Genomic DNA, 19,597 nt, shown 5'->3' on the forward strand with positions numbered 1-19,597 from the left:
TATCTTCTCTTAATTCGACACCAACCTCTTGTGCTTGTTGGCGCTTTCAAACTATACTCTTTTCTAGGTTCGGTCGCCCTCTCCAGCGCTCGCCTATCGGCTTGCCTCTCTTGTGGCGCTTTACTAATCTAGCAACCCTCTTCCATCTTTGTCAACTACTTGGCAGAAAAATATTTTCGCTCGCCCCAGACTGCTGATTTCACATAGTTTAAGCGACAATGACATATGCATTGTGCTGCTGAGGAACGAGACTTGTGAACTTTCAATCAGTGATTGCTGTACTAAATAAGTTTTGGGGCGATCGCGGTTGCTTGATTGCCCAACCCTATGACACGGAGAAAGGTGCAGGTACGAAAAATCCCCATACTTTTCTAAGAGCGTTGGGACCTGAACATTGGTCAGTCGCTTATGTGGAACCTTGTCGCCGTCCTACAGACGGACGATACGGAGAGAATCCTAATCGCTTTCAACACTATTATCAATATCAAGTATTGATTAAACCTTCTCCTGAGAATATTCAAGGCATATATCTCGATTCCTTAAGAGCTTTGGGTATTCACCCAGAAGATCATGATATTCGCTTTGTAGAAGATAACTGGGAAGACGCGACTGTCGGTGCTTGGGGTACTGGTTGGGAAGTTTGGCTGGATGGGATGGAAATTACTCAATTTACCTACTTTCAACAGTGCGGTGGGATTGATTGTCGTCCTGTTTCAATTGAAATTACCTACGGCTTGGAACGACTAGCAATGTACCTCCAGGGAGTAGAGGCATTTACAAAACTGAAATGGACTGACAACATCACATACGGAGACGTTCATCTCCAAGGGGAAATCGAGCAGTGTACGTATAACTTTGAAGCCTCGAACCCCGAAATGTTGCTGACGTTGTTTAACATGTACGAGCAGGAAGCAGAACAACTGACTCAAAGAGCATTAGTTTTACCTAGCTTGGATTACATTTTGAAGTGTTCTCACACTTTTAACCTACTAGATGCTAGGGGAGTGATTTCTGTTACGGAGCGGACTCGTTATATTGGCAGAATTCGGCATTTGGCAAGAAAAGTGGCTCAACTGTACATTCAGCAGCGGGAAGCGTTAGGGTTTCCACTGCTGCACAAAGCAAAAGGGTAGAAAACTAATGGATAATCTGAGAGAGCTATTGGAACCGATCGCAGCTTGGTTTCGTAGTTTGGGCATTCCAGAACCAATCGTGCATTGGGGACATCCCTTAATGATGGGAATTGTCGTGTTTGTGATGGGTAGTTTTGTTGGATTTGCGGGGTGGCGAGGAAGAATAGTTGCAGATAAGGACGTTGCAGTTGAAAATTTGATATCTCACCGTACTCTAGCGCCTTGGATGTTTGGCTTTATGGCAGCTGGTTATACTGGTGGCTTGCTATCGTTGGTAATGCAACAACAACCAATATTGAAGAGTCCTCATTTTTGGACTGGATCGATTGTACTACTGTTATTGCTAGTAAATGGAGCGCTCGCGTTTTTTGGTTTTGGTAAAGATAAAGGTACTTTACGCACAGTTCACGCTTACTTGGGGAGTACAGCGCTTTTTTTGATGTTTCTCCATGCTGTCTTGGGATTGAGGTTGGGTTTGGCGATTTAATTGCTTTGTGAATAAAGTTCACTTGGTGGGAATCATAAGATAATGAAAATCTGAGTTCTACCAAAGTGAACTATGCAGGGAGACTTACCACTTAGAACGACCAGGCTAGCTGTATTAATTGATGCTGATAATGCTAATGCCAACTTAGTTGAGCCTCTACTCAAAGAAATTGCAAAATATGGTACTGCTAACGTCAAACGAATTTATGGTGATTGGACGCGACCGCAACTGAGTAGCTGGAAAGATAAGCTGCATAAGTTTGTCATACAACCTATACAACAGTTTAGTTACACATCAGGTAAGAATGCAACTGATAGTGCATTAATTATTGATGCAATGGATCTACTATACACGAGCAATTTTGATGGTTTTTGCATTGTTTCAAGTGATAGTGATTTTACTAAACTAGCTTGCAGAATTCGAGAGTCTGGATTGGTTGTATATGGCTTTGGTGAGAAAAAAACTCCTGAACCTTTTCAAAAAAACTTGTGATAAATTCACTTATACAGAAAACTTAGAAGAATTAGAAGAAAAAGAAGAGCAGAGATCGGAACTTTCCTCAACAGAAAGAAAAGCACACAACAGTGCAAAACTTAAGCAAAATCAGAAATTAGTAAATCTTGTCAAAACCGCTTATGATTCTATTACTGAAGAGGAAGGCTGGGCAAGTTTGGGAGAGCTAGGAATTCAACTTAATAAGTTAGATTCATCTTTTGATTCTAGGAATTATGGTTATAAAAAGCTTGGAGACTTGATTCGAGCAATTGATATATTTGAAATTAATGCAATACCCCATGAAAAAAATCCGGCAGTTAAAGCTTTATATATTAAAGTAAAAAATTAAGCAAATATTCATTTTTGATGGCTCCGATTACTGGCGTTCTACTCTGTCTTGCTTACATTTTAGGTTTATTATCTACAGCAATCACATGGGGAAGCTGTGGATTGCTGGTTATATTAATTGTAATAGCAGTACTAGCTAGCTTTGGCAGAAGAAGTAGTTATAGAAATAAACTTCCGAATAGTTTTTGGCAGATCGAGCCGCAAATATGGTTGTTAGCTGGATTAGTAGGGTTTGGTGCAACTATATATTTTCAAATTAGAACACCGCATCCTAGTGAGAATGATGTTAGTAAATTTATAACTGCTACTCTTAAAGATTCAGTACAAGTTGTAACTGTTCAAGGAACAATTACTAGTACGCCACGCTTAACAAGAAATCAACGATCGCAATTTTGGCTAGAAGCGTTTCATTTAAATATTGGCAACGATATTAGTAAAGAGATATCGGGAAAATTATATACAACTGTACCTTTATTACAAGCAACTGGATTGCATGAAGGAACAAGAATTACTACAACAGGAATTTTATATAAACCTAAATCGCCAAATAACCCAGGAGGATTTAATTTTCAGGCTTATTTAGCTAGAGAGGGAAGTTTTGCTGGTTTAAAGGGAAAAGAGGTTAGTTTAATTGATTCTGAAATCAATAATAAAACTAAGAATTGGGGATGGTGGACAGTCAGACAAAAAATTCTTCGCTCTCAAGTGCAATGGTTAGGCGTACCGGAGGGTGTTTTGGTAAGTGCGATGGTTTTAGGAAACCGCGTAGTTGACTTACCATCTTCTGTCAGCGACTCATTTATTCGAGTTGGCTTAGCTCATGCTTTAGCTGCATCCGGTTTTCAAGTATCTCTAATTCTTGGAGTAGTATTAGCGATCGCTCAGCGTTTTTCTAATCGAATTCAATTTATTATTGGAGTATTGGCACTCCTAATTTTTCTCGGTCTTACAGGTTTACAACCATCAGTTTTAAGAGCAGTTATTATGGGAATTGGTGCTTTAACTGCTCTAGCATTAGAACGAAAAGTTCAACCTTTAGGATTAATTTTATTAGCTGCTACTCTGTTATTATTCATCAATCCTATTTGGATTTGGGATTTAGGTTTTGAATTTAGTTTTCTAGCAACTTTAGGATTAATAGTAACAGTACCCGCTTTGACGAACAAGCTAGATTGGTTGCCGCCTACGATCGCCACTTTAATCGCAGTGCCAATTTCAGCTTATATCTGGACAATTCCGCTACAAATATACAATTTTGGCTTAATCTCACCTTATAGTATTTTAGTTAACATAATAACAACAATACCAATTTCCATTATTAGCTTAGGGGCTTTTATCAGTGCGCTCGCAGCGTTAATACATCCAGCTATGGGGAGTGCTTTAGCTTGGTTATTATATTATCCAACTTATTACCTCATGGAACTCGTCAATTTTTTTGCTAGACTGCCAGGAGCAGCAACCGCTGTAGGAATAATATCCTCATTACAGCTCGTAATAATATATGGGTTATTTATCTTAACTTGCAGTCTAAAATGGTGGCAGAAAAAATGGTGGATTGTAGGGCTAGTCACGATTAGCTTAATATTTATTCCAGCTTGGCAAACTCAAGCTAGCTTATTCCGAGTTACTGTTTTAGCGGCAGGAAAAGAACCTGTTCTAGTTATACAAGACCGGAGTAAAGTCTTATTATTAAATAGTGGAGATGAAACCACTTCTAGGTTTACAGTTTTACCTTTTTTACAACAACAAGGGATTAATCAGCTCGATTGGGCAGTAGCAGCAGAGCCTAATTCGATGAACAACATAAATGGTTGGTCGTTACTTTTGCAAAATTTATCAGTCAAAAATTTTTATAATTGCCCTAATCGCGATCGCAGCATAAAGATTACTGCCAAACTAACAGATCCAAACTGCCAGCAGTTGCTTCCAGAGCGAGAAATATCTACAGGTTCGACATTTATAAAGCTACTCGATGCCCAACAACAGATTCTACAGATACAGATCCAAGATCGGATCTGGTTAATTTTAGGGGAAAGAGAGATAGAGAAGACTGATACAAAATTACCACATGCTCAGGTATTGGTATGGTCGGGAGAGAAACTAGATTCTAGCTTGATTGCAGCAGTGAAGCCGGAAGTGGCGATCGCCTCTAGTGCTAAACTCGATCCGAAAACGATCGCTGAATTGCAACAAGGCAAAACTAAGGTGTTCTTGACGGGCAGAGACGGTGCAGTGCAATGGACACCCAAAGATAAGTTTGAAATTGCAGTAGAAACAGTTGAAGACAAGGCATCTGCACTGTAAAATAGTATTCTTGTCTAAAATAAAGCAAGACTATCTCCTGTGGAGAGGTGGCAGAGTGGTTGAATGCGGCTGACTCGAAATCAGTTTTGGGGTCAAACCCAACGGAGGTTCGAATCCTCTCCTCTCCGTTCCTAAATTAATAAACGCGATCGCGCAACAGAGATAACGAGCTGCCGTGGTACGATCGTCATGCTTTTAAGTCAAATGTGCTGTTGGTGACATAACCAGTAGTATGATGACCGATTCTCAATTTTTAGAGCAACAATGAAACGGCGACGATTTATTGCCAAAACGACTACGGCTGCTGCTACCACCACAGCTTTAGGTGCTTGCGTCCGCGTGCAAACCAATAACGCCCAGCAAGCAGGTGCTTTACCGAAAGTACGATGGCGCATGGCTACAAGTTGGCCTAAAGCTTTGGGGATTTTCGGTGGTGCGGAAACCTTCAGCAAGCGGGTGCAGGAAATGTCAAATGGGCGGTTTATCATCACGCCATTTGTCGCGGGGGAATTAGTCCCGGGATTGCAAGTTCTAGATGCAGTCCAAGCAGGAACGGTTGAATGCGGTCACACCGCTAGTTACTACTATATTGGTAAAAATGCTGCCCTTGCCTTTGCCACATCCGTACCATTTGGATTAACTGCCCAGCAGCAAAATGCTTGGCTGTATCACGGTGGTGGTTTGGAAGCAATGCAAAAGCTTTATGCTGATTTCAACGTGATTAATTTTCCGGCTGGTAACTCTGGGGCGCAAATGGGTGGCTGGTTCAAGCGAGAAATTAAATCAGTTGCCGACTTGAACGGTTTAAAGATGAGAATTCCTGGCTTGGGAGGTCAGGTGATGTCGCGCTTGGGCGTGAACGTGCAGGTGCTACCTGGCGGAGAGATTTATCTAGCACTAGACCGAGGTGCGATCGATGCAGCAGAATGGGTTGGTCCTTACGATGATGAAAAATTAGGTCTCAATAAAGCAGCAAAGTTTTATTACTACCCGGGTTGGTGGGAACCAGGACCAACTTGGGAAGTATTGGTCAATCGAGCTGCTTGGGATAAGCTGCCAAAGGAATATCAAGAAATTCTCAAGAGTGCTGCTACAGATGCCAATATGGATAATTTGGCTCAATACAATGCTTTAAATGGGGCAGCATTAGAACGGCTCGTGAAGGGCGGAACAAGGCTAACTCCTTATACTAAAGAAATTATGCAAGCAGCACAAAAGGCAACTACCGATTTGTTATCTGAAAATGCTGCTAAAGATGCGACTTTTAAACAGATTTACCAGCAATGGAATGCGTTCCGCGCCCAAGTTTATAGATGGAATGAGATCAATGAGTTAAGTTTTACGAGTTTTACATTTCCTTCTGTTTGATTTATAGTGTTTTACTTTTTGTTTACGGCAAAGAATATCCCCCTAATCCCCTTTTTAAGGGGGCTGAAAGAAGTCTTCCAATCTTTCTTATTTGCGTAATTTATCTACAGGTAAGCCCCAAAATTCTGCCCGTTGTCGCAGCCAGCCCGCAGTAGTATAACGGGCGATCGCAGCGTTGACTTGTTGTCGCAAGCTGTTGTATTGCAATCCTTTTGGCATGACTACAGCTAACGGTTCGGCTGACAATAATGTCGGTAGAATCTCATACTGGGGATATTCTCGCACCCAACCGCTCAACACGCTGGCATCGGCTGTAAAGGCGGCTGCTATGCCAGACTCTAGCAATGCGTGCGCCTGTTGATAGGAATCAACGCCTAATAACTGTACTTGCGGTAACAAATATTTTATTGTTGGAATTGTGGAAGAACCTTTAAGGACAGCAACTGTTTTCTTGGCAACATCGTTGAGACTTTCTGCTGTTGCTTTTTTAGCAATTATTGCCGCACCATCCATGTAGTAAGGCGGACTGAAACTAACCAAACGCGATCGCGAATCTGTAGCTGTGACTTGGGCGAGCGCTAAATCGACTTTATCTTCTATTACCGCATTGAGGCGATCGCGGTTTGCAACTGGAATAAATTTTACTGCTGCTGGGTTTCCCAGTAAATCTGCTGCTAATTTTTGGGCGAGTTCAATTTCTAATCCCCGCAGCTTTCCTTGGCGATCGCGAAAGCCTAGAGGAGGTAAATTGTCTTTTACAGCTACTAAAAGATAACCCCGCTGTTGAATCTCTTTAAATTCGGCGGCGTTGCTTTTAAATGTGAAAGGGTAAAGGGTAAAGGTTAAAGGGAAGAGTAAAAGAAAGAAGTGCAAACAGTTCGTCATGCTTCTACTTACCTTCATTCTGCCTTCATCCTTCATCCTTTATCCTTTATTTTGCTTGATTTGCGAGTTCTGCAACTTTAGCAAAGCTAGCCGGATCGAGAACTGCCAATTGTGCCAACATTTTGCGGTTAATTTGAATCTCAGCTTTCTTGAGATTCCCCATCAATTGACTGTAGCTCATCCCGTGCTGTCTTGCCGCTGCATTAATCCGCACGATCCACAGGCGACGAAAATCGCGCTTGCGCTTGCGGCGATCGCGGTAGGCACTCCGCAATGCTTTCATCACTTGCTGATTTGCCGTGCGGAACAGAGTCGAGTGAGAACCGCGAAATCCTTTCGCGAGTTTGAGAATTTTTTTGCGGCGTTTGCGGGCAACGTTACCGCGTTTTACCCTAGTCATGAATAGAATTCCTTAGTAACTTACAAATAAGGGAGCATCATCCGAACGTTTTGCTCGTCGCGTTCGTGTACGAGTGCTGCTTTTGAGAGACGATTCTTTCTAGCAGTCGTTTTCTTTTCCAAAATGTGATTTTTGAAAGCTTTACGACGCACGATCTTACCAGTGCCTGTGGCACGGAACCGCTTTGCCGCTGCTTTGCGAGTTTTCAGTTTAGGCATGAACTAGCTCTGATTCGACACAATCCATTAATATAGCATCTTTCATATTTCTTCTACTGTAAATTTTTATATGGAGTTGTGGGGGTTCGTTTAGGATGTATTGACGATCGCGCTCTAGCTAAGTTTTAACAAAATAGCTGAATTTTCAGATTGTTGACGGTTGACGGTTAATGGTTGACCGCTGACATTTATGAAATTTCATGCGTTTTGTATTCTTTGCAGCGTTAGATAGTTATGAAGTCAAAAAGTTGTATTGCAGTAGCAGCCATTGGTCTGAGTTTGAGCTTAATCGATAGTGGAGCGATTGCGGTCAAGTCTTCCAAGTACGCTTACCAAAAGATGGCTGATACGAGTAGTTCTTTTAGCAGCTTTGGATTGCCTGTTATCAACAATGCTGGAACCGTTGCCTTTAGTGCCAATACGGACGGAGCATTAGGAGCATACACCAGTACGGGCAAGACAATAACAACGATTGCCGAAAACGTTGGTTTATATGAAAGTATCGGTAGTCCCATCGCTATTAACGATACTGGAACCGTTGCTTTTGTTGCCACACCAGCAAGGGGAACTACCACCACAGAGTATCCAACGGAAACGATTTTTACTAGTACAAATGGTAAGGTAACTCAAGTTCCTGCTTACAAGCCATCACCTGAGAGTGGCTATCCTGCCTACGATCGCATTGTATCTTTGGCACTTAATAATCGAGGCACTATTGCTTATGTCGCTCAGAATATGCGTGGTATTGGTGTATTGAGTAGTGATGGTAGGCTGATTGCTGAAGCAAGTGACGCTAGATTGTCCACTGTAGATTCAGCCAATATTAACGATCGCGGCACGATCGTCTACAGATCTCAAAGTGGTAGAGCCTTTGAAATTTTTGCCAACAAAGGGACGAAAACTACAACTTTATCCAGTACTACTTATCCTTTGTATGTCATGGCTCCTAAGAATGGCGCTTTCTCTCCCTCGCTCAATAACCGAGGAACGGTTGCATATGTTGCTTTGGAAATCAAACCGACAAGCGAATACACGGCTGAGTTTAATCCTGCTAAGGCAGCAATCTTGAAGAGTAACGGCACTAAAATAACTACTGTTGCCGATACTAACGGAGCCTACAGCAGCTTTAGCAGTGGGAACAATTATAATTCTGCCGCTGTACCCCCTACAATTAACGATCGCGGTACGGTTGCATTTTTTGCGCAACTAGATACAGGTGGCGAAGGAATTTTTATTGGTTCCGATCCTGTCAAACATAAAGTTATTGCTACTGGTGATTCTTTATTTGGTTATATGGTACAAAGTGTTGCTCTATCTACAGATGGAATCAACGATTTCGGTCAGGTAACTTTTATTGCCAGACTAGCTAACGGTACAGAAGTCATCGTCCGTGCCGATCCGCTTGGTACTGGCTGCAATTGTTTTGTTAAATAGACTCTACCTGTTGCTGCGATCGCTGTCGTTGTGCTTCGTATAACAGCAACGCTGCTGCGATTCCCACATTCAACGACTCTACCCCTGCACAGAGGGGAATTTGCACCTGTAGATCTGTCATTGCCGTTAGATCTGCTGATAATCCCGCTCCCTCATTTCCCAAAAGAATGACACTCGGACGCTGCCAGTCTACTTCCCAATATGTCATCTTCGCAGTAGGTAAAGTCGCGATCGCTTGCATTCCCGCCGCCTGACACTGGAGTACAGTTTGCCGCAGATCTTGACTCACGACCATCGGCAATCGAAACCACTGCCCAGCGGAAGCTCGTAACACCTTGGGATTGTCTAAATCTACACTATCCCTACTCAACCACAGCCCCGATGCACCAGCCGCCGCCGCCGTGCGAATTATCGTTCCCAAATTCCCAGGATCTTGCAGCGTCTCTAAAGCTAAACTAATGCCTGTATGGGGTACTTCTCGCCCTTGCTGTCTAGTTGCTGTCGCTACAACTCCATCGGGATTGATCGTAGTTGCGATCGCCTGCAAAACCTCTGGAGTGACAATTTCTATCCGCGCTCCCGATTGACTAATCTGCTGCCAAAGCTGTTGATGGTTTTCCTGCCATTGGGAAGTACAACAGACGCATTCCAAGGGATACTTCGCTGCATAAGCCTCCTCTAACAAATGCGTTCCTTCCAAGAGAAAAACACCCTGTTGCGATCGCTGTTTGGCAGAGTGCAGCTTTCGCATCTGCTTGACCAGAGGATTTTGCAAACTCGCGATCATATATAAAATCTACTATTGACGATTCGGAACTATCGTGGTAGTAATTAACTGCCAACTAGATTCACAGGACATATAAGGCTAAACATATAAAGCTAATAGCTCGTTGCTAGTAACCAAAACTCCAAATTGATGCGGAACCCGGGACTTGAACCCGGAAGCCTTTCGGCACATGAACCTGAATCATGCGCGTCTGCCAATTCCGCCAGTTCCGCTTGCCTTCGCCCTCGGTGGGCGCAATTTCTCATCATCACTTAAATATCTGTGTTTGTCAAGGTTTTTCAATTGTCAGTTATCAGCGACTAGTGGCTAGAAAAGAGTCAAACCACTAGCCACTAGCCACTAGCCACCAGCCACTCATAAGTAACTAATGACCAAATCTAAAATTTTTTGACTAAAGCAAAAACTTTAGAGGGCAGCAACTGTAGAAATACCGAGATAGATCCAGATATTTGTAGCAGAGATAAGAAAATTCACAGTTTAAACTTTTACCATCTCAATGTAAAATCTAAACCAAATTTTTGCCAACTCGGGTACGGATTAACTAGATTCGGAGGACAGAGCCATTACTACTACCCATAACTCAATTAGACCGCAGCCTTCACCAGAAGTCGATCCAGCCGTACTGGAAATTTGGGGCGGGCATCCTTTGGCAGGTCAGGTCAAAATCAGCGGAGCAAAGAATTCTGCCCTTGTTATCATCGCTGGTGCTTTGCTCTGTCCTCAAGACTGTCGTATCCGTAACGTACCATCACTCGTGGATGTGGCGCGCATGGGTCAGTTGCTATCATCGCTGGGAGTAAAAATCTCTCAACACGGTGATGTATTAGATATTGATGCTAGCGATCTCAGCACATCTCAAGCTCCATACGAAATTGTCAGTCAACTACGGGCAAGTTTCTTTACCATTGGTCCGTTACTAGCTCGCCAGGGATATGCTCAAGTCCCCTTACCTGGTGGATGTACGATTGGAGCTAGACCAGTTGATTTGCACGTCCGGGGCTTACAGGCAATGGGGGCAGATGTCCAGATCGAGCATGGTATGGTCAATGCCTACGTCGCTGGCAGTAGCCGGAGATTGAAAGGAGCCAAAATCTATTTAGACTATCCCAGCGTCGGTGCAACAGAAACCTTGATGATGGCGGCGACATTAGCTGAAGGAGAAACAGTCATTGAAAACGCTGCTCAAGAACCAGAAGTTGTCGATCTAGCTAATTTCTGTAACTCTATGGGAGCGCGCATTCGGGGAGCTGGAACTACAGCAATTACGATCTCGGGCGTTCCCCGCTTGCACTCAACAGATTATGCAATTATTCCCGATCGCGTGGAAGCCGCAACTTTTTTAGTAGCGGGAGCCATCACCAACTCCGAGATCTCATTAGCGCCAGTCATTCCCGACCATCTCACCCCGGCGATCGCCAAATTGCAAGAAATTGGAGTGCAGATTGTTGCCGATGCACCTGACTGCCTTCGTATTGTCCCTGGTGAAGGATTACGGGGAACGGATATTAAAACTCTGCCTTACCCTGGTTTTCCCACAGACATGCAAGCGCAGTTCATGGCTTTGCTGAGTTTGAGCGAGGGCGATAGCGTCATTACCGAAACTGTATTTGAAAACCGCCTGCGCCACGTCGCCGAACTCAATCGCATGGGGGCAGATATTCGCGTTGAGGGCAATATTGCTGTCGTGCGGGGAGTACCCCTACTATCTGGTGCGCCAGTCGTCGCTAGCGATCTACGCGCTTCAGCCGCTTTGGTACTAGCAGGACTAGCAGCAAAAGGTAAGACAACAATTCAAGGACTGCACCATCTCGATCGCGGTTACGAGAAACTAGAAGTCAAACTGCTCTCCTTGGGAGCGAGGTTACAAAGAGTAACAGGTGCGATCGTTTCTCCCGAGCGTCAACTAGGAGTTAATAATCCTACAGTGAACAGTTATCAGTGAGCAGTGACTAGTGGCTTGAAAAATCTAGTCACCAGCCACCAGTTACTAGTCACTTCTTTAGATCTTGACACCAGATACAATCTGCGACTATAGTTGTGGATTGTGTCAACTCTAACATTCAGAAATACCCTTGGCTAACGTCATTGTTATAGGAGCCCAGTGGGGCGATGAAGGAAAAGGAAAGGTCACGGATTTACTCAGTCGCTCCGCTGACATTGTGGTTCGTTACCAAGGGGGAGTCAACGCCGGACACACGATTGTCGTCCAAGATCAGACTTTCAAGCTGCATCTGATTCCCTCTGGAATTCTGTATCCTAAAACAGAATGCATTATTGGCTGCGGTACGGTCATCGACCCAAAAGTTTTGATTGAGGAACTCGATCGGCTAGAAAGTTTAGATATTTCTACAGATAACTTGTTTATCTCTGAAACCGCTCATGTCACCATGCCTTATCATCGGCTGATCGATCGCGCGGCAGAAGAGAGACGGGGTAATTATAAAATTGGCACGACAGGGCGAGGAATTGGACCCACCTATGCCGATAAATCAGAACGGACGGGAATTCGAGTTCTCGATTTAATGGATTCGGTAGGACTGCGAGAACAGTTACAGTGGGCGATCGAATATAAAAATGTCATTCTCGAAAAGCTTTACAATCTACCACCTTTAGATCCAGAAGCCGTCATTGACGAATATTTGGGTTACGCAGAACGCTTGCGCTCCCACGTAGTCGATACCTCGCTGAAAATTTACGACGCGATTCAACGGCGGCGAAATATATTATTTGAAGGCGCTCAAGGTACGCTGCTGGATCTCGACCACGGCACTTATCCCTACGTCACCTCCTCTAACCCCGTCGCGGGAGGGGCTTGCGTTGGGACAGGGGTAGGTCCCACGGCAATCGACCGCGTGATTGGCGTAGCAAAGGCTTACACGACGCGGGTAGGAGAAGGTCCATTCCCCACAGAATTAGACGGACAACTAGGGGAACTATTGTGCGATCGCGGGGCAGAATTTGGTACGACTACCGGAAGGCAACGGCGCTGCGGTTGGTTTGATGCCACCATCGGTCGCTATGCCGTGCGAGTGAACGGCATAGACTGCTTGGCAATTACGAAGTTAGATGTCCTCGACACGCTCGAAGAAATCAAAGTTTGTGTCGCCTACGAAATAGATGGCGATCGCTACGAACACTTCCCTCGCAACGCCCGCCAATTTGCCAAAGTCCGCCCGATTTATAAAACTTTACCAGGATGGCAGCGATCGACAGCTGATTGTCGCACGTTAGACGATCTACCCAGACAAGCGCTCGATTACCTGAAATTTCTGGCAGAGTTAATGGAAGTACCGATCGCGATCGTCTCTCTCGGCGCTAGCCGCGACCAAACTATCATCGTGGAAGACCCAATCCACGGACCTAAACGTGCTTTATTGCACGCTGACGGCACGCCCGTCTCAGCTAGCTAAGTAACGAATCGTCAGTTGTAGGGACGTACAGATGTACGCCCCTACATTAGCAACCAACAACTAACAATTAACAACAAAGATGGAACTTACAGTTGAGTGTCAAAAACGCCCAGAGGGAAGTCAACCTAATGCTTTACGTCGCGGTGGCATGATTCCAGCAAACCTTTACGGACATAAAGGTACAGAAGCAATTTCTCTAGTCATGAATGCTAAAACAGCAGAAACAATGCTGAAAAAGGCTTCTGTCAACAACACCATCATCGATCTAAACATCACCGATCTTCCTTGGCGTGGTAAAACTCTGGTACGGGAAGTACAATCTCATCCCTATAAGGGAAATATCTACCACATCAGCTTCTTTGCCGTTGCAGCGCAAGATTCTGTGGATGTAGAAGTACCTCTACATTTTGTTGGCGATGCAGTAGGCGTAAAGCAAGAAAGCGGAATTGTCGATACACTGGCAACAAGCTTGCAGATTCGTTGCAATCCCGATAGTATTCCAGAGGCGATTGAGATTAATATCTCTAACCTACACGTAGGTGATAGCTTGTACGTTCGCGAACTAGTTTTACCGTCAGGGGTAACAGTTTTAGGTGACACAGAACAAGCAGTTGTGACTGTTTTATCACCGCAGAAGACAACCGCAGCTGCGGTAGAAGAGTTGGAAGCAGAGGCAGGAACGGAATCAGCATCAGAATCTGATGCAGAAGCAGAATAATAGCTGACAACTTGAGTAGAATTGCCGATAATACCAGGGGGAAACTCCTGGTTTTTTATTTGCAGAAGAGATCCCCCTAACCCCCCGCAAGATCGAGGGGAATATTAGAAAACACAGAGGAAAGAAATGACAGCAGCTTCAATTCCCGCTTCGATTCAACAAATGATGCAGCCTGGGTTTTACCCTCATCCAGTGCAAGAACCAATTCAACTGATTCAGACGCATATTTCTTACGTGTTATTAACTGGAGAGTATGCTTATAAAGTGAAAAAGCCGATGAACTTTGGTTTTTTAAACTATTCAACGCTGGAAGCAAGAAAGCACTTTTGTCAAGAAGAATTACGCTTAAATCAAAGAGGTGCAGCCGAACTTTATTTGGAAGTATTACCAATTACTAAAACTGAACAGCAGTACCAACTAGGAGGTACGGGAGAGCCTGTAGAATACGTATTAAAAATGCGTCAATTTCCCCAAGATATGTTGTTAATTAACATGTTTTCTCAGGGAAAAGTTGACGAAAAACTAATGACTAACTTAGGACGAGTTGTAGCAGAATACCATAAAAAAGCTGCAATCAACGACTATATTCGTAACTTTGGGGAAGTAGCTCAAGTTCGCCAAGCTTTTGATGAGAACTACGAGCAATCAGAAAAATATATTGGCAAAGCACAGACACAAAACCAGTTTGACGAAACAAAAGCGTATACAGATAAGTTTTTTGCCGAGAAAGCGCCACTGTTTAAACAACGCATGGTAGGTGATTTTATTCGTGAATGTCACGGCGATTTATACATGCAAAATATTTGTCTATGGCATGACAAAATTTTATTATTTGATTGCATTGAATTTAACGAACCATTTCGATTTGTAGACGTAATGTATGACGTGGCGTTTGCCGTGATGGATTTTGAGGCACGGGGGCGCAAGGACTTAGGCAATATCTTTTTAAATACATATTTAGAGCAAACAGGCGACTGGGAAGGATTGCAAGTTTATCCTTTATATCTCAGCCGTCAGGCATACGTGCGGGCAAAAGTCAATTCATTTTTGCTGGACGATCCAGGTGTACCCGCAGCTGTAAAGGAAGAGTCCGCAAAAACAGCAGCAAACTACTATCGCCAAGCCTGGGAATATACCAAACCTCGTCAAGGCAAGTTAATTCTCATGTCTGGGCTATCGGGTGCGGGTAAGAGTACGGTAGCGAAGCAACTAGCGCGACAAATGGGAGCAATTCACGTCCGTTCCGATGCAGTTCGCAAGCATTTAGCCGGAATTCCCCTGGAACAACGCGGGGGAGATGAAATTTATACTACTGAATGGCATCAAAAAACCTATCAAAGGCTGTTAGATTTAGGACTGCTGCTAGCAAGTGAGGGTTTTACAGTCATTTTAGATGCCAAATACGATCGCACCGCTTTACGTCAAGAGGCGATCGCCCAAGCAGAATCCCGTCAAATTCCCCTACAAATCCTCCACTGTACCGCACCAGTAGAAGTCTTGCGCCAACGGTTGCAACAGCGCACCGGAGACATTGCCGATGCTACCGTTGACTTACTAGAGTCTCAACAAGCCACCGCCGAGCCTTTTGCCGACACCGAAAAGCCCTACGTCACCACAATTGACACGACACAGCCTGTAGAAACTCAATTGAAGTCGTAAGTCCCAAGTCGTAAGTTAAGAATGACCAACTACCAATTACCAATTACCAATTACCACCCAAATGTTCCTCTTCCTGTCGAAATTGCTACCACTATTTCTCTACCCGTTGGGAATAGCCTGCGTGCTTTTGGTGGTGGGGTTAGTGCTGTTGTTGTGGGGTAAAAAAACGCGCGGGGCGGCGATCGCAATTGCTCTTGCTCTGATAATTTTATTGGTAGGGGGTAATAGCTGGGCTGCTCGTTCTTTCGCGCGATCGCTAGAGTGGCAGCATTTGCCACTCAATACTGTACCAACTGCCGATGCGATCGTGGTTTTGGGTGGTGTCACCAGAACGTCAACACCACCACGCCCGACTGTAGAAGTGACTGAAGGCGGCGATCGCCTCCTCTATGCTGCTTATCTCTATCAACAGAGTAAAGCACCTGTAATAATTCTCAGTGGTGGACGAATTGAGTGGTACGGGAATGATTCTGCTGAAGCAACAGATATGGCAGCGTTACTGAAGAACATGGGCGTGCCAGAATCGGCAATAGTTCAGGAACCCAACTCTCGCAATACTTACGAAAATGCAGTTAACGTGCGTCAAATTCTGACACAGCGAGGTATTCGCCAGATTTTATTGGTCACTTCAGCAATGCATATGCCGCGATCGCTGTCAATATTCAAACGTTTAGGAATAGCTGCTATTCCCGCTCCCACTGATTTTCAAGTGTCTACTCAAGAGTTTCAAGAGCTAGCGAGTTCGCCCGAAGCTAAATTACTGAGTTTGTTACCAGATGCCAGCAGTTTATTTTTATTCACTCAAACTCTCAAAGAATACATCGGAATTGTCATTTATTGGTTGCGCGGCTGGTTGTAATCGGCGATAAGTCCGACTGACTCATAACCATTTCACCATTCACACCATTGACAAAGCCTTTGGGATGGATCGACTTTCACTCTACGCTGACCGCTAAGATGCAAATAGATAGCAAAGCAGCCTTAGAGAGTGAAGAATGTCATGCTCGATACCCTTAGTACCAGCTCCGTATTAGAAGTTTTGCGCCCCGTGCAAGATCCAGAACTCCGCAAAAGCCTAGTAGAACTGAACATGATCCGCAATGTCAAAATTGACAATGGCAAAGTCAGCTTCACTTTGGTTTTGACAACTCCAGCTTGCCCGTTACGAGAATTTATTGTTGAAGACTGCCAGAAAGCTGTCAAGCAGCTACCAGGAGTTACCGAAGTTGCGGTAGACGTAACAGCAGAAACGCCGCAACAGAAAGGTTTACCCGATCGCACGGGAATTGCTGGAGTGAAAAATATTTTGGCAATTTCTAGCGGTAAAGGTGGTGTAGGTAAAAGCACCGTTGCAGTCAATGTTGCCGTTGCCTTAGCACAATCGGGGGCAAAAGTAGGATTGTTGGATGCAGACATTTACGGTCCTAACGCGCCTACTATGCTGGGACTAGAACAAGCACAGGTTGCAGTCCGCCAAGGCGAGAAAGGGGACGTTCTCGATCCAGTTTTCAATCATGGTGTGAAGTTAGTCTCGATGGGTTTTCTCATTGACAAAGATCAGCCTGTAATTTGGCGGGGACCTATGCTCAATGGGATTATTCGCCAATTTCTCTATCAAGTCCAGTGGGGAGAATTAGATTATCTCATCGTAGACATGCCACCGGGAACCGGAGATGCTCAACTCACATTAACGCAAGCCGTACCGATGGCGGGTGCAGTGATTGTCACGACACCCCAAAATGTAGCATTGTTAGATTCTCGCAAAGGCTTGCGGATGTTCCAACAGATGCAAGTTCCAGTATTAGGAATCGTGGAAAATATGAGCTATTTTATTCCCCCCGACGCGCCAGATAAACACTACGATATTTTTGGTTCTGGTGGCGGGGAAAAAACAGCTAAAGAACTAGGCGTACCCTTGTTAGGCTGCATTCCGTTAGAAATTTCCCTGCGTCAAGGAGGCGATCGCGGTATTCCCATTGTTGTTGCTGAACCTGAGTCTGCCTCTGCTAAAGCTTTAATGGCAGTAGCAATGGCGATCGCGGGTAAAGTCTCGGTAGCAGCATTAACTTAGGAGTGAGGGACGAGGAGTGAGGAGTGAGGAAAAAAAGCTAAATTTAGACTATGAAAAGGGAACCATGAATTAGTCGTAATTTGTCCCTATCTCCAATCCTCGTCCATGCTGTTAAAAAGATTCATATTTTCTGTTCCTTGGAAATTACTGCTTGCCCCTTGGCAGCAGGTGGACTGGTGGCTGTTGGCGCTGACTGTAGGCATCACAATATTTGGTGGTATTTCCATTCGCAGTGCAGAGTTAAATCAAGGAATTACCGATTGGTGGCAGCATTGGCTGTTTGGTGGTATAGGATTGGCATTGGCTTTCTTTCTATCGCTTTGCCGCTACGATTTTCTCTTGCGCTGGCACTGGTTGACTTATGCCGTCACGAATGTATCTCTGATTGCGGTCATGCTAGCTGGAATCAGTGCCAAAGGCGCTCAACGCTGGATTAGTGTTGCTGGGTTTAATCTCCAACCCTCAGAATTTGCCAAAGTTGGGATGATTATCACCCTAGCAGCATTATTACAATCCCGTAGTGCGGGAAAAATTCCTGGCGTGCTGCGCGCTTTGTTAGTTAGCGCCGTGCCTTGGGTTTTAGTATTCGCACAGCCAGATTTGGGGACATCTTTGGTTTTTGGGGCAATTACTCTCGGAATGCTCTATTGGGGTAATGTCAATCCTGGCTGGTTGATCCTATTAATTTCTCCGATCGTGGCAGTTATCCTATTTAACGTCTCTTTACCAGCTTGGTGCATCTGGGCTGTAGCAATGGGAGCGATCGCCCTGGCGACTATGCCTTGGCGGTGGTTGTCGGCAGTTGGAGCGATTGGAATTAACTTTCTGGCAGGAGAATTAGGACACATTCTCTGGGGATTGCTCAAAGACTATCAAAAAGACCGCATCATTTTATTTCTCGACCCAGAGAAAGATCCTCTTGGCGGCGGTTATCATTTAATACAATCGCGAATTGCCATTGGTTCCGGGCAATTATGGGGACAAGGACTTTACCAAGGCACGCAAACCCAACTCAATTTCATTCCCGAACAGCATACGGACTTTATCTTTTCGGCAGTAGGCGAAGAATGGGGCTTTATTGGTTGCCTTGTTTTATTATTTATCTTTTGGTTGATTTGCTTGCGATTGGTATTGATTGCCCAAAGTGCCAAAGATGATTTTGGTTCCCTCCTTGTCATCGGCGTATTTTCGATGATAGTGTTCCAAGTCATCGTCAATATCAGCATGACGATTGGGCTTGCACCAGTCACGGGAATTCCCTTACCTTGGATGAGTTACGGGCGCTCGGCACTGCTGACTAATTGGATCGCGATCGGTATCGTGCAATCCGTCGCCAACCATCGCCCAAAGAGAAAGGGGCGAGGAGCGAGGAGTTAGGGGCTAGGGTAAGAAAGGACAAGGGGGACAAGGGGGACAAGGGGGACAAGGGGGACAAGGGGGAACTCGCTCTTCCCCACGACCGAAGGGAGTGGGGATTAGGGGGCGAAGGGGGACAAGGAAGTAGGTGTGCAGGGGAAATCGGGAAGACTTGGGGGACTTGGGAGCAACTAACAACTACCAATTCCATACATCTCACACCCCACACCCTGTTCGCTGATAACTGACAACTGATAACTGACATCACTACACTTATAAGCGAAAATTTAAATTATCAGTGTTAACAAAGAGGAAAAGCTATGATTCTACCAGGAGCAACTGTGCGCGTTAAGAATCCTAACGATACTTACTACGGTTATCAAGGGCTAGTGCAGAGAATTACTGATGGTAAAGTTGCTGTGTTGTTTGAAGGTGGTAACTGGGATAAACTGATTACTTTCAATCAATCCGAACTAGAAGCAGTCGAAGTGACTCGGAAAAAAGGCAAGTAAGTTGTTAGTTGT

General features: G+C 44.6%; 19 protein-coding genes, 2 tRNA genes and 1 pseudogene. 17 read left to right on the forward strand and 5 right to left on the reverse strand.

Annotated features, from left to right (window positions below; translation table 11 throughout):
• The first annotated feature begins 254 nt into the window (after positions 1-254).
• The 6 genes and pseudogenes from glyQ (at position 255) to DSM107010_RS28605 (ending at position 6,135) form a co-directional block, all read left to right on the forward strand.
• On the forward strand, positions 255-1,133 hold the full coding sequence (gene glyQ, locus DSM107010_RS28580) for a glycine--tRNA ligase subunit alpha (RefSeq protein ID WP_015156860.1): 879 nt from the start codon (positions 255-257) through the stop codon (positions 1,131-1,133).
• Positions 1,134-1,140: 7 nt separating this feature from the next.
• Complete coding sequence (locus tag DSM107010_RS28585; protein ID WP_106171469.1) at positions 1,141-1,620, forward strand: DUF4079 domain-containing protein; 480 nt, start codon at positions 1,141-1,143, stop codon at positions 1,618-1,620.
• A 72-nt stretch (positions 1,621-1,692) separates the two neighbouring features.
• Positions 1,693-2,464 (forward strand): annotated as a pseudogene (locus tag DSM107010_RS43185) (NYN domain-containing protein).
• A gap of 17 nt (positions 2,465-2,481) precedes the next feature.
• Positions 2,482-4,767, forward strand: coding sequence for a ComEC/Rec2 family competence protein (locus tag DSM107010_RS28595; protein ID WP_127024515.1), 2,286 nt, complete (start codon positions 2,482-2,484; stop codon positions 4,765-4,767).
• 41 nt (positions 4,768-4,808) lie between these two features.
• Positions 4,809-4,895: transfer RNA gene (locus tag DSM107010_RS28600), tRNA-Ser, on the forward strand.
• 136 nt (positions 4,896-5,031) lie between these two features.
• Positions 5,032-6,135, forward strand: coding sequence for a TRAP transporter substrate-binding protein (locus tag DSM107010_RS28605; protein ID WP_015156857.1), 1,104 nt, complete (start codon positions 5,032-5,034; stop codon positions 6,133-6,135).
• Between the two features lie 87 nt (positions 6,136-6,222).
• On the opposite strand, the gene DSM107010_RS28610 is transcribed toward DSM107010_RS28605, so the two are convergent.
• The 3 genes from DSM107010_RS28610 to rpmI are packed head-to-tail and all read right to left on the reverse strand — an operon-like array spanning position 6,223 to position 7,638.
• Positions 6,223-7,020 (reverse strand): transporter substrate-binding domain-containing protein, encoded by a 798-nt coding sequence (locus DSM107010_RS28610; protein WP_241994380.1) that lies wholly within the window; start codon positions 7,018-7,020, stop codon positions 6,223-6,225.
• A gap of 46 nt (positions 7,021-7,066) precedes the next feature.
• Positions 7,067-7,420: a 50S ribosomal protein L20 gene (rplT, locus tag DSM107010_RS28615; RefSeq protein ID WP_015156855.1), complete on the reverse strand. Its 354-nt coding sequence runs from the start codon at positions 7,418-7,420 to the stop codon at positions 7,067-7,069.
• A 20-nt stretch (positions 7,421-7,440) separates the two neighbouring features.
• The gene (gene rpmI / locus DSM107010_RS28620; protein WP_015156854.1) at positions 7,441-7,638 is read right to left on the reverse strand and encodes a 50S ribosomal protein L35; all 198 of its coding nucleotides are present in this window, start codon (positions 7,636-7,638) and stop codon (positions 7,441-7,443) included.
• A 234-nt stretch (positions 7,639-7,872) separates the two neighbouring features.
• Here rpmI and DSM107010_RS28625 point away from each other — a divergent pair, with 234 nt between their 5' ends.
• Positions 7,873-9,072 carry a DUF7453 family protein gene (locus tag DSM107010_RS28625; protein WP_106168367.1) on the forward strand — a complete coding sequence of 400 codons (1,200 nt, stop codon included), beginning with the start codon at positions 7,873-7,875 and terminating at the stop codon, positions 9,070-9,072.
• Here DSM107010_RS28625 and DSM107010_RS28630 read toward each other — a convergent pair.
• Positions 9,065-9,859, reverse strand: coding sequence for a TrmH family RNA methyltransferase (locus tag DSM107010_RS28630; RefSeq protein WP_106168368.1), 795 nt, complete (start codon positions 9,857-9,859; stop codon positions 9,065-9,067). The genes DSM107010_RS28625 and DSM107010_RS28630 overlap by 8 nt on opposite strands.
• Before the next feature lie 130 nt (positions 9,860-9,989).
• Positions 9,990-10,071, reverse strand: a tRNA-Leu gene (locus DSM107010_RS28635).
• A gap of 350 nt (positions 10,072-10,421) precedes the next feature.
• Here DSM107010_RS28635 and murA point away from each other — a divergent pair.
• The 10 genes from murA (at position 10,422) to DSM107010_RS28680 (ending at position 19,585) form a co-directional block, all read left to right on the forward strand.
• A complete protein-coding gene (gene murA / locus DSM107010_RS28640) occupies positions 10,422-11,801 on the forward strand; it encodes a UDP-N-acetylglucosamine 1-carboxyvinyltransferase (RefSeq protein WP_181246415.1) in 1,380 nt (459 codons plus the stop codon).
• 130 nt (positions 11,802-11,931) lie between these two features.
• Positions 11,932-13,269, forward strand: a complete 1,338-nt coding sequence (locus DSM107010_RS28645) for an adenylosuccinate synthase (RefSeq protein WP_015156850.1) — start codon at positions 11,932-11,934, stop codon at positions 13,267-13,269.
• A gap of 79 nt (positions 13,270-13,348) precedes the next feature.
• Positions 13,349-13,987 carry a 50S ribosomal protein L25/general stress protein Ctc gene (locus DSM107010_RS28650; protein ID WP_015156849.1) on the forward strand — a complete coding sequence of 213 codons (639 nt, stop codon included), beginning with the start codon at positions 13,349-13,351 and terminating at the stop codon, positions 13,985-13,987.
• A 126-nt stretch (positions 13,988-14,113) separates the two neighbouring features.
• Positions 14,114-15,646, forward strand: a complete 1,533-nt coding sequence (locus tag DSM107010_RS28655) for a bifunctional aminoglycoside phosphotransferase/ATP-binding protein (RefSeq protein WP_106169295.1) — start codon at positions 14,114-14,116, stop codon at positions 15,644-15,646.
• Between the two features lie 21 nt (positions 15,647-15,667).
• Positions 15,668-15,808, forward strand: a complete 141-nt coding sequence (locus DSM107010_RS41575; RefSeq protein WP_241994382.1) for a hypothetical protein — start codon at positions 15,668-15,670, stop codon at positions 15,806-15,808.
• Positions 15,789-16,505 (forward strand): YdcF family protein, encoded by a 717-nt coding sequence (locus DSM107010_RS28660; protein ID WP_241994383.1) that lies wholly within the window; start codon positions 15,789-15,791, stop codon positions 16,503-16,505. The genes DSM107010_RS41575 and DSM107010_RS28660 overlap by 20 nt, the downstream gene beginning before the upstream one ends.
• 141 nt (positions 16,506-16,646) lie before the next feature.
• Positions 16,647-17,717, forward strand: coding sequence for an Mrp/NBP35 family ATP-binding protein (locus DSM107010_RS28665; RefSeq protein ID WP_015156846.1), 1,071 nt, complete (start codon positions 16,647-16,649; stop codon positions 17,715-17,717).
• Positions 17,718-17,822: 105 nt separating this feature from the next.
• Entirely contained in the window at positions 17,823-19,094 is a 1,272-nt protein-coding gene (rodA, locus tag DSM107010_RS28670; RefSeq protein ID WP_015156845.1) for a rod shape-determining protein RodA, read from the forward strand.
• Positions 19,019-19,321 carry a hypothetical protein gene (locus DSM107010_RS41580; protein ID WP_241994384.1) on the forward strand — a complete coding sequence of 101 codons (303 nt, stop codon included), beginning with the start codon at positions 19,019-19,021 and terminating at the stop codon, positions 19,319-19,321. Before rodA ends, DSM107010_RS41580 begins: the two co-directional genes overlap by 76 nt.
• 72 nt (positions 19,322-19,393) lie before the next feature.
• Positions 19,394-19,585 carry an NAD(P)H dehydrogenase subunit NdhS gene (locus DSM107010_RS28680; protein WP_015156844.1) on the forward strand — a complete coding sequence of 64 codons (192 nt, stop codon included), beginning with the start codon at positions 19,394-19,396 and terminating at the stop codon, positions 19,583-19,585.
• Positions 19,586-19,597 lie beyond the last annotated feature (12 nt).

Origin of the sequence: Chroococcidiopsis cubana SAG 39.79 (assembly GCF_003991895.1) — a bacterium.
Classification (GTDB): domain Bacteria; phylum Cyanobacteriota; class Cyanobacteriia; order Cyanobacteriales; family Chroococcidiopsidaceae; genus Chroococcidiopsis; species Chroococcidiopsis thermalis.